We start from the raw sequence: 10,637 nt of genomic DNA, 5'->3' as shown, positions 1-10,637 counted from the left end.
ACCCGCCCCACCGCCGCCAAGCGCAGCGACGACGTCAGTGGCTGGGCCACCGACCTGGGTGTGCGCCTGCGCCTCGACCCGCAGTGGCAAGTGGGTGCGGCCTATTCGCGCGCCAGTGCCGAGTACGAGCAGAACGGCCTGCAGAGCAACCGCTCGAACTGGACCGGCACGCAGTCCCGCGTCCACCGTTTCGGCGAAGCGTTTCGCGGCGAGATGAACAACATGCAGTCCATGAGCCTGTTCGCTTCCTGGCAACTGCGCGAGGACTATGACGCCAGCCTGGTGTACCACAAGTTCTGGCGCGTCGACGGCAACAAGGCGGTGGGCAGCAACGGCATCGATGCCGTGCAGAACAACACCGACGACGTGACCGGCGCGATCCTGTCCAGCACCTCTCTGCCCCTTGAAGACGGCAAGAAAGACCTGGGCCAGGAGATGGACCTGGTCGTCACCAAGTACTTCAAGAAAGGCCTGCTGCCGGCCGCGCTCAGCCAGTCGATCGACGAACCGTCGGCGCTGGTGCGCTTTCGTGCCGGCGTGTTCAAACCGGGCGACGCCTATGGCAGCCAGGTCGACTCGTACATGCATCGCGCCTTTGTCGACGTGATCTGGAAGTTCTGATGGGAGCCCGCGCAATGATTGCTCACCCCTTCACAGGCAGATGCTTGCTGGTGACCGCGATGCTGATGGCCAGCGCCACAGCCGTCGCCGATACCGCGCAGCCGGTCAAGGCGCCGACCATCGCCAAAGAACTGCAACAGGCCAAGACCTACACCATTTCCAGCCCGCCGACCGCGCCGCTGGAAATGCCCAAGCCGGCCCTGCCGGACCTGTCGGGCTACACCGCTGCGGCGATGGAAAAAAAGATCGTGCGCAAGAAGCCCGGCAAAATCAGCATCCGCCGCATGATGCAGGAAGATGCGCTCAAGGACTTCATCGGCGGCGATAACAAGATGGCCGAGTGGGTGGTGCGCCAGCACGGCATTCCCCAGGCGATCTTTATCGACGACGGCTACATGAACCTCAAGGACCTGCTGGGCAAAGTGCCCAAGCAGTACCTCAGCGAAACCTCGCCGGGCGTGTTCCTCGCCAAGTTGCCGATCGTGGTCGGGCGCAAAGGCATCCTGGACATCGACAAGCAGACCAAAGAACTGCGCCTGTCCCAGGAAGCCGGTTCGTTCCTGATCAACGACGGCCAACTGTTTGTGCGCGATACCAAGATCACCGGCTGGAAAGAAAAGGCCAACGGCCCGGCGACCTTCCAGTCGCCCAATGAGTTCCGCCCGTTCCTGCTGGCCTGGGGCGGCACCGAGACCTACATCGCCAACACCAAAATGGCCAGTTTCGGTTACGCCAACAGTAAGTCGTATGGGGTGAGTATTTCCCAGTACACGCCGAACATGGCCAAGGTGCTCAAGCGCACTGAACCAACCGGCTGGATCATCGATTCCGAGTTCTCGGACATGTGGTACGGCTTCTACTGCTACGAGACCGAAGGCTTCGTGATCAAGGGCAACACCTACAAAGACAACATTGTCTACGGCATTGACCCCCACGACCGTTCCCACGGCCTGATCATCGCGGACAACACCGTCTACGGCACAAAGAAGAAGCACGGCATCATCATTTCCCGGGAAGTGAACGACAGCTTCATCTTTAACAACCGCAGCTACGACAACAAGCTCTCGGGCCTGGTGATCGACCGTAACAGCGTGAACAACCTGATCGCCGACAACGAGATCTACCGCAACCACACCGACGGTATCACGCTCTATGAGAGCGGCGACAACCTGCTGTGGGGCAACAAAGTGATCGCCAACCGTCGCCACGGCATCCGGATTCGTAACAGCGTCAACATCAAGCTGTACGAAAACACCTCGATGGCCAACGGCCTGACCGGTGTCTACGGCCACATCAAGGATCTGACCGACACCGACCGTGACATCGCCCTCGACCCGTTCGACGCCAAGGTCTCGCTGATCGTGGTCGGCGGTGAACTCGCCGGGAACGGCAGCGGGCCGCTGTCGATCGACTCGCCGTTGAGTATCGAGTTGTACCGCGTGTCGATGCTGGCGCCGACCAAATCCAGCGGCATCAGCTTCAACGGCATTCTTGGCGAGCGCCAGGAAGAAATTCTCGACCTGCTGGTACGCCAGCAGAAAGCCGTGCTGATCGACCCTGTCGAACGCCAGACCGAAATGCAGGACTGAGGATGACCCTTATGCACCCACACATGATCAAACTGCTGAGCCTCTCGGGTCTGACCCTCGGCCTGCTTGCGGCCAGCCAGGGCGTGCGCGCCGACGAAATCAAGGCGCCGACCTTCAGCGCCGAACCGTGCTGCAGCCTGTGCCCGGCGGCGCATGACGCGAAGAACTACACCACGCGCTATCAGCAGAACTTCACCACCCTGGTGCAAGCCCAGGGCGACTGGCTGTTCCGTACCCAGGAAGACCTGCGCACCGAATTCGACACCAGCCCCGCCGGCTACAAACGCATGCAACAACTGCACGATGCGTTCAAGGCCAAGGGCGTGGAACTGGTGGTGGTCTACCAGCCGACCCGTGGCCTGGTGAACCGCAACAAGCTCAACCCCGAGGAAAAAGCCAAGTTCGATTTCGACAAGGCCCTGGGCAACTACAAAACCATGCTCGGCCGTTTCGCCAAGATGGGCTACGTGGTGCCGGACCTGTCGCCGTTGACCAACGAGCAGCTCCCGGATGAATTGCCGGCCCACGACTTCTACTTCCGCGGCGACCAGCACTGGACCCCTTACGGCGCCCAGCGCACCGCGAAAATCGTCGGCGCCAAAGTGCGTGCGATGCCCGAGTTCGCCGAGATTCCCAAGCGTGAATTCGAGACCAAGCTGTCCGGGCGCATGGGCAAGACCGGCACCCTGCACAACATGGCCGGGCAACTCTGCGGCACCAGCTACGCGATCCAGTACATGGACCAGTTCACCACCGAGCCCAAGGGCGAAGCGGGCGACGGCGACCTGTTCGGCGATTCGGGCAACCCGCAGATCACCCTGGTCGGCACCAGCCACAGCGGCAAGAACTACAACTTCGCAGGCTTCCTTGAACAGGAAATCGGTGCCGACATCCTCAACGTCGCCTTCCCCGGCGGTGGCCTGGAAGGCTCGATGATCCAGTACCTGGGCAGCGACGAATTCCAGAAGAGTCCGCCGAAGATCTTGATCTGGGAGTTCTCGCCGCTGTACCGCCTCGACCAGGAAACCATCTATCGCCAGATGATGTCGTTGCTGGACAACGGCTGCGAAGGCAAGACCGCGCAGATGAGTGCCAGCGCCACCTTGAAACCCGGCAAGAACGAATTAATGGTCAACAGCTCGAACAAAGACCTGCGCAACGTCAACCATCAGGTCGATATCCGCTTCGCCGATCCGTCGGTGAAAACCTTGCAAGCCACCCTCTGGTACATGAATGGGCGCCACGAGGACATCAAGATCGAGAAACCCGAAACATCCGATACAGACGGGCGTTTCGCCTTTGAACTGCGCACCGACGAAGACTGGGCCTCGCAGAACTTGCTGGCCGTGGAAGTGCAGGGCCCCGAAGCGGGTGCTGCCGCGCAAAAAGTCGAAGCGAAAATTTGCACACGCAACGTATTCCCCGCAGGTGGTCAACAGACTGCCTCTACCGGGCAATGAGGTTACCTATGCAGAAGTTATTGATCCCTACCTTACTGGGCCTGGCGATGTTCGCTGGCTCCGTGAATGCCGCCGCGCCGCTGCGCCCGCCCCAGGGCTACTTTGCACCGATCGAGGCGTTCAAGACCGGCGACTTCAAGGACGGCTGCGACGCGATGCCGACGCCCTACACCGGCTCGCTGCAGTTTCGCAGCAAGTACGAAGGTTCGGACAAGGCGCGCTCCACGCTGAACGTGCAGTCGGAAAAAGCCTTCCGCGACAGCACCGCCGACATCACCACGCTGGAAAAAGACACCAGCAAGCGCGTGATGCAGTTCATGCGCGACGGTCGCCCGGAACAGTTGGAATGCACGCTCAATTGGCTGACCAGTTGGGCCAAGGCGGATGCGTTGATGTCCAAGGACTTCAACCACACCGGCAAGTCCATGCGCAAATGGGCGCTGGGCAGCATGGCCTCGGCCTATGTACGCCTGAAGTTTTCCGACTCGCACCCGCTGGCCAACCACCAGCAGGAGTCGCAACTGATCGAAGCCTGGTTCAGCAGAATGGCCGATCAGGTGGTGAGCGACTGGGACAACCTGCCGTTGGAAAAAACCAACAACCACTCCTACTGGGCCGCCTGGTCGGTGATGGCGACGTCCATCGCGACCAACCGTCGCGACCTGTTTGATTGGTCGGTGAAGGAATACAAGGTCGGCGTCAACCAGATCGACGACCAAGGCTTCCTGCCGAACGAATTGAAGCGTCAGCAGCGCGCCCTGTCGTACCACAACTACGCCCTGCCACCACTGTCGATGATCGCCAGTTTTGCCCTGGTCAACGGGGTGGACCTGCGCCAGGAAAACAACGGCGCGCTCAAACGCCTGGGCGACAAGGTGCTGGCCGGGGTCAAAGACCCGCAGATCTTCGAGCAGAAGAACGGCAAAGAGCAGGACATGAAGGACCTCAAGGAAGACATGAAATTTGCCTGGCTTGAGCCGTTCTGCAGCCTCTACACCTGCGCGCCAGATGTGCTCGAGCGCAAACATGGGATGCAGCCGTTCAAGACCTTCCGCCTCGGGGGTGACCTGACCAAGGTCTACGACCCGACGCACGAAAAAGGCAACAAAAGCAACTGACGAAACTCAGTTAAAAATGTGGGAGGGGGCTTGCCCCCGATGGCGGTGTAACAGTCGCCATCTGTGTTGAATGACACACCGCTATCGGGGGCAAGCCCCCTCCCACATTTGAAGCCGGTTTCGACAGTGAGATTGCAATACAACCTCCTCCCGGATTCGTGGGGGGGTTTGGGGGGGCTCCGGCCCTTGACTGTTGGTTAAACGTGGAGAGATCGGGATGGTTTTCTCGTCCAATGTGTTCCTGTTTCTGTTCTTGCCGATCTTTCTCGGCTTGTACTACTTGAGCGGGCAACGCTATCGCAATCTGCTGCTGCTGCTGGCCAGCTACGTGTTCTACGCCTGGTGGCGAGTGGACTTCCTGGCGCTGTTCGCCGCCGTCACGCTGTGGAACTACTGGATCGGCCTCAAGGTCGGTGCGGCCGGCGTGCGTACCAAGCCGGCCCAACGCTGGCTGCTGCTGGGCGTGGTGCTCGACCTGTGCATCCTCGGCTACTTCAAGTACGCCAACTTCGGCGTCGACAGCATCAACGTGATGATGAAGTCAGCGGGCCTGGAGCCGTTCATCCTCACCCACGTGCTGTTGCCGATCGGGATCTCGTTCTACATCTTCGAGTCCATCAGCTACATCATCGACGTGTATCGCGGCGACACCCCGGCCACGCGCAACCTCATCGACTTCGCGGCGTTCGTGGCGATCTTCCCGCACTTGATCGCCGGCCCCGTCCTGCGTTTTCGCGACCTGGCCGACCAGTTCAACAACCGCACCCACACCCTCGACAAGTTCTCCGAGGGCTGTACGCGGTTCATGCAAGGTTTCATCAAGAAGGTGTTTATCGCCGACACCCTGGCGGTGGTGGCCGACCATTGTTTCGCCCTGCAAAACCCCACCACCGGCGATGCCTGGCTCGGTGCGCTGGCTTACACCGCGCAGTTGTACTTCGACTTCTCCGGCTACAGCGACATGGCCATCGGCCTGGGCTTGATGATGGGTTTCCGCTTCATGGAAAACTTCAAGCAGCCGTACATCAGCCAGTCGATCACCGAGTTCTGGCGGCGCTGGCACATCAGCCTGTCGACCTGGCTGCGTGACTACCTCTACATCACCCTGGGCGGCAACCGTAAAGGCACGCTGACCACCTACCGCAACCTGTTCCTGACCATGCTGCTCGGTGGCCTGTGGCACGGTGCGAACATCACTTACATCGTGTGGGGCGCCTGGCACGGCATGTGGCTGGCAATCGAGAAAGCCATCGGCCTCAACACCTCGCCGCGCAGCTTCAACCCGGTGCGCTGGGCCTTCACTTTCCTGCTGGTGGTGATGGGCTGGGTGATCTTCCGTTCCGAAAACCTGCACGTCGCCGGCCGTATGTACGGCGCGATGTTCAGCTTTGGCGAGTGGTCGCTGTCGGAACTCAACCGCGCCAACCTCACCGGCCTGCAAGTGGCAACCCTGGTGGTGGCCTACGCAACCCTGGCGTTCTTTGGCCTGCGCGACTTCTACCGCAACCGCCCTGCCGAGAAAACCAAGCCGGCCGACCCGAGCCTGATCAAGGCAGTGCCTGGCGACGACCCCGGCAGCATCCACCAGCCAGGTTTCACCGTCGGTAAAGACGCCGCCGTTCAACCGGCCTACTGGACCGCTGACTGGCCACGCTACGCCATGCGCGCAGCGGTGCTGCTGCTGTTCGTGGCGTCGATTCTCAAACTGTCGGCGCAGAGTTTCTCGCCGTTCCTTTACTTCCAATTCTGAGGGAGCCGACCATGACCCGTTCATTTCGCGTCCTCTATATCGGCCTGTTCCTGGTGGTGCTGCTCGCCCTGGGCGCGTGGTCGATGCGCAGTTTCTTCGGCTTCAGCACCAATGCCGACGCCACCGTGCTCAATGGTCGCTGGAGCAAAGCCGTCGAGACCCACTACGACGACCAGTTCCCGATCAAGCGCATCGGTACCAACCTGTGGGCGGCGCTGGACTACAAGCTGTTCAATGAAGGCCGCCCTGGCGTAGTGCTGGGTCGCGATCACTGGCTGTACAGCGACGAGGAGTTCAACCCCGCCGTCAACGAAGACCAGAACCTGGAGGGCAACTACGCCCTGGTCGAAGGCGTGCGCCAGAAGCTCAAGGCCCAAGGCATTCAACTGGTGATGGCGATCATTCCGGCCAAGGTACGCCTGTATCCGGAGCACCTCGGTGAGGTGAAACCGGCGAGCATCCACGCCAACCTGTACCAGGACTTCCACGCCCGTGTCGCCGCCGACAAGATCCTCGCCCCCGACCTACTTGGCCCGTTGCAACAGGCCAAGCTCGGCGGCCAGCAAGTGTTCCTGCGCACCGACACCCACTGGACCCCGGACGGTGCCGAAATCGCCGCCAAGCAACTGGCCAAGGCGATTGCCGCCAAGACCCCACTGAGCGGCGAGCCGCAGCGCTTTGTCACCGAGGCCGAGACAACCGCCCCGCACAGTGGCGACCTGCGTCTGTTCCTGCCGCTGGACCCGCTGTTCGAAAACCTGATGCCGCCCAAGGAGCCGCTGGAAAAACGCGTCACGCGCCTGGCCGAAACCAAAGGCGACGACGCGCTGTTCAGCGACAGCGAAACCCCGGTGGCACTGGTCGGCACCAGCTACAGCGCCAACCCCAACTGGAACTTCGTCGGCGCGCTCAAGCAAGCCCTGGGCAGCGATGTCATCAACTACTCCGAAGACGGCCACGGCCCGATCCTGCCGATGCTCAGCTACCTCAAAAGCGAAGACTTCAAGAACAGCCCGCCGCAGGTGCTGATCTGGGAGTTTCCTGAACGTTATCTGCCCGTGAACAACGAAATCGGCGATGCCGACCCGCAGTGGGTTGCGCAACTTAAACAAGCCGGTACGCGCCAACAGAACATGGCACTGAACACCCCAGCTAAACACCCAAAATCCGAGACGCCCGACCGGGCGCAAAACTGAAAGAGAGGTAACTCACATGACTTTCACTACTACTCCGCGTCGTCTCGCCAAGACTCTGGCCCTGGCTGCCGGCATGAGCCTGGTATCGATGTCCGCCTTCGCCGGTGACGCGGCCTTGTACGGCCCTGTCGCACCGAAAGGCTCCAGCTTCGTGCGTGTCTACAACGCCGCCAACCAGGAAGTCAGCGCCACCGTCGGCAGCACCAACCTGAGCGAAGTGGCCCCACTGGCCAGCAGCGACTTCAGCTTTATGCCCGGCGGCGACTACAGCGCCAAGGTCGGCAGCCAGTCCGTGTCAGTGAAACTTGCCGCCGACCACTACTACACCCTGGTCAACAACAGCAGCGGTCAGCCCCAACTGATCGAAGAGCCGCCGTTCAAGAACAAACAGAAATCCCTGGTGCGCGTGCAGAACCTCAGCGACAGGGCCCTGACCCTGAAAACCGCTGACGGCAAGACCGACGTGGTCAAGGCTGTGGCCGCCAAGAGCCGTGGCGAACGTGAAATCAACCCAGTGAAAGTCAGCCTGGCGCTGTACGACGGCGACAAGAAAGTCGGCGACGTGAAGCCGGTAGCCCTGGAGCGCGGTGAAGCAGCGGTGCTGTACGTCACCGGCTCCGGCAGCAGCCTGTCGCCAGTGTGGGTCAAGCGCCCCGTGTCGACCCGCTGATCAAATTTTCGAATTGACCCCTGCCCCTGTGGGAGCAGGGTGTCAGTCCGGCCCGAGACAAAAACAAGAGTGAAACGACAAACCTTCGTAGCTCTGACCCAAATCGATTCAAGGAGAAACAGCATGATCCCAGTAATCCTTTCCGGTGGTAGCGGCTCACGTCTTTGGCCGCTTTCCCGTAAACAGTTTCCTAAACAGTTCCTGGCCCTGACCGGCGAGCACACGCTGTTCCAGCAAACCCTGGAGCGCCTGGTATTCGATGGCATGGAAACCCCCATCGTGGTCTGCAACAAAGACCATCGCTTCATCGTCAACGAGCAACTGAGCGTGCGCAAGCTGGAAACCCAGCGCATCCTGATGGAGCCCTTCGGCCGCAACACCGCGCCGGCCGTGGCGCTGACCGCGATGATGCTGGTCAATGAAGGCCGCGACGAGCTGATGCTGGTGCTGCCCGCCGACCACGTGATCGACGACCAGAAAGCCCTGCAACGCGCCCTGGCCCTGGCCACCGTGGCCGCCGAGCGCGGCGAGATGGTGCTGTTCGGCGTACCGGCGACCCGTCCGGAAACCGGTTATGGCTACATCAAATCCACCAACGACTCGCTGTTGCCCGAAGGCGTGAGCCGCGTGCAACAGTTCGTGGAAAAACCCGATGAAAAACGCGCCGTCGAGTTCGTCAAAAGCGGCGGTTATTTCTGGAACAGCGGCATGTTCCTGTTCCGCGCCAGCCGCTTCCTCGAAGAGCTGAAAAAGCACGATCCGGACATCTACGACACCTGCGTACTGACCCTCGAACGCAGCGAGCAAGACGCCGATACCGTGATTTTTGACGAAGCCACCTTCGCCTGCTGCCCGGACAATTCCATCGACTACGCCGTGATGGAAAAAACCCAACGCGCCTGCGTGGTGCCGCTGAGCGCGGGCTGGAGCGACGTCGGCTGCTGGGCGTCGCTGTGGGCGGTCAACGATAAAGACGTCAACGGCAACGTCACCAAGGGCGACGTGGTGATCCAGGACAGCAAGAACTGCATGATCCACGGCAACGGCAAGCTGGTGTCGGTGATCGGCCTGGAAAACATCGTGGTGGTGGAAACCAAGGACGCGATGATGATTGCCCACAAGGACAAGGTCCAGGGCGTCAAGCAGATGGTCAACACCCTCAACGAACAGGGCCGCAGCGAAACCCAGAACCACTGCGAAGTCTACCGTCCGTGGGGCTCCTACGACTCGGTCGACATGGGCGGGCGTTTCCAGGTCAAGCACATCTCGGTCAAGCCGGGCGCGTGCCTGTCGCTGCAAATGCACCACCACCGCGCCGAACACTGGATCGTGGTCAGCGGCACCGCCGAAGTCACCTGTGACGAGAACGTGTTCCTGCTCTGCGAGAACCAGTCCACCTACATCCCGATTGCCTCGGTACACCGCCTGCGCAACCCAGGCAAGATCCCGTTGGAGATCATTGAAGTGCAATCGGGCAGCTATTTGGGTGAGGACGATATCGAGCGGTTTGAAGATATCTACGGTCGCTCGACCCCGATTGAGCGTGGTGTGTCGGTGAAAACGATCGCGCAGTAATACAGTCGTAAAAGAAGCCCTCGCCCAGGTCATTGCGTCCCCTATCCGCAGTGGCTTGGGTGGGGGCTTTTTGTTTTGGGGGGTGTGGTGATGCTGAGGGCCTCATCGGGGGCAAGCCCCCTCCCACATTCGGACCGAGTACATCATTTGGAATGCGGTCGAAGGTGGGAGGGGGCTTGCCCCCGATGGCGTCAGCCCAGCCACCCCACACCTCAAGGTAGCCAATCCCACCTACGCTTAAGTTAGGATGCTCGTTCCCTATTCGAGGTGGTCTCCATGTTTTTCGGCGTTCTACTGATCATCACCTGGCTGGTCCTGTTGCTGCGCTACCCAGCCAAGGCGCTGCCGGTGTCGCTGGCCGCTGCAGTCGGCCTGGGCCTGGTCGCGGTGTGGGTGGTGTGGCTGGACAATCGCGAAGCGTCGCAACTGGCACGCCTGGAGCTGCGCATCACCTACGCCCCACAGGACTGTCCCGCCGATCGCCCACTGAAACTGACCCTGAACAACGGCAACGACGTACCGCTGACCGAACTGCGCTCGCTGATCGCAACCATCACCACGTTGCCGCTGGCGATCAGGTCGACCTGGCCGGCCAGGTAGGCGGCGATGGTCGAGTTGTTGTCTTCGAAGCGTTTGATCGTGGCTTCCTTGGGCGCGA

At 60.9% G+C, this 10,637-nt stretch carries 8 protein-coding genes and 2 pseudogenes; 9 read left to right on the top strand and 1 reads right to left on the bottom strand.

What is annotated here, in order from left to right; translation table 11 throughout:
- The 9 genes and pseudogenes from L9Z73_RS17535 to L9Z73_RS17495 form a co-directional block, all read left to right on the top strand.
- Nucleotides 1-621, top strand: a 621-nt coding sequence (locus L9Z73_RS17535; RefSeq protein WP_247403372.1) for an alginate export family protein, incomplete at its 5' end; no start/stop codon positions are given.
- Nucleotides 621-2,210: a mannuronan 5-epimerase AlgG gene (gene algG / locus L9Z73_RS17530; protein ID WP_247403369.1), complete on the top strand. Its 1,590-nt coding sequence runs from the start codon at nt 621-623 to the stop codon at nt 2,208-2,210. The genes L9Z73_RS17535 and algG, both read left to right, overlap by 1 nt.
- Nucleotides 2,211-2,221: 11 nt before the next feature.
- Nucleotides 2,222-3,670, top strand: a complete 1,449-nt coding sequence (locus tag L9Z73_RS17525) for an alginate O-acetyltransferase (RefSeq protein WP_247403375.1) — start codon at nt 2,222-2,224, stop codon at nt 3,668-3,670.
- Nucleotides 3,671-3,678: 8 nt separating this feature from the next.
- Nucleotides 3,679-4,788, top strand: a complete 1,110-nt coding sequence (locus L9Z73_RS17520; RefSeq protein ID WP_247403366.1) for a mannuronate-specific alginate lyase — start codon at nt 3,679-3,681, stop codon at nt 4,786-4,788.
- A 217-nt stretch (nt 4,789-5,005) separates the two neighbouring features.
- Nucleotides 5,006-6,538: an MBOAT family O-acyltransferase gene (locus L9Z73_RS17515; protein WP_247403364.1), complete on the top strand. Its 1,533-nt coding sequence runs from the start codon at nt 5,006-5,008 to the stop codon at nt 6,536-6,538.
- 11 nt (nt 6,539-6,549) lie between these two features.
- A complete protein-coding gene (locus tag L9Z73_RS17510) occupies nt 6,550-7,734 on the top strand; it encodes an alginate O-acetyltransferase (RefSeq protein WP_247403361.1) in 1,185 nt (394 codons plus the stop codon).
- Nucleotides 7,735-7,750: 16 nt separating this feature from the next.
- Nucleotides 7,751-8,404 (top strand): alginate O-acetyltransferase AlgF, encoded by a 654-nt coding sequence (locus tag L9Z73_RS17505; protein ID WP_247403357.1) that lies wholly within the window; start codon nt 7,751-7,753, stop codon nt 8,402-8,404.
- 123 nt (nt 8,405-8,527) lie between these two features.
- Nucleotides 8,528-9,979, top strand: coding sequence for a mannose-1-phosphate guanylyltransferase/mannose-6-phosphate isomerase (locus tag L9Z73_RS17500; protein WP_247403353.1), 1,452 nt, complete (start codon nt 8,528-8,530; stop codon nt 9,977-9,979).
- A 276-nt stretch (nt 9,980-10,255) separates the two neighbouring features.
- Nucleotides 10,256-10,528, top strand: a pseudogene (locus tag L9Z73_RS17495) (multidrug transporter); the annotation flags it as partial.
- Here the strand turns inward: L9Z73_RS17495 and L9Z73_RS17490 are convergent.
- A pseudogene (locus L9Z73_RS17490) lies at nt 10,510-10,637 on the bottom strand (transporter substrate-binding domain-containing protein); the annotation flags it as partial. The pseudogenes L9Z73_RS17495 and L9Z73_RS17490 sit on opposite strands and share 19 nt — an antisense overlap.

The sequence above is a fragment of the Pseudomonas emilianonis genome (genome assembly GCF_023072625.1).
In the GTDB taxonomy this organism is placed as follows: domain Bacteria; phylum Pseudomonadota; class Gammaproteobacteria; order Pseudomonadales; family Pseudomonadaceae; genus Aquipseudomonas; species Aquipseudomonas paraveronii.
This window is presented reverse-complemented; position numbering and strand designations above follow the sequence as displayed.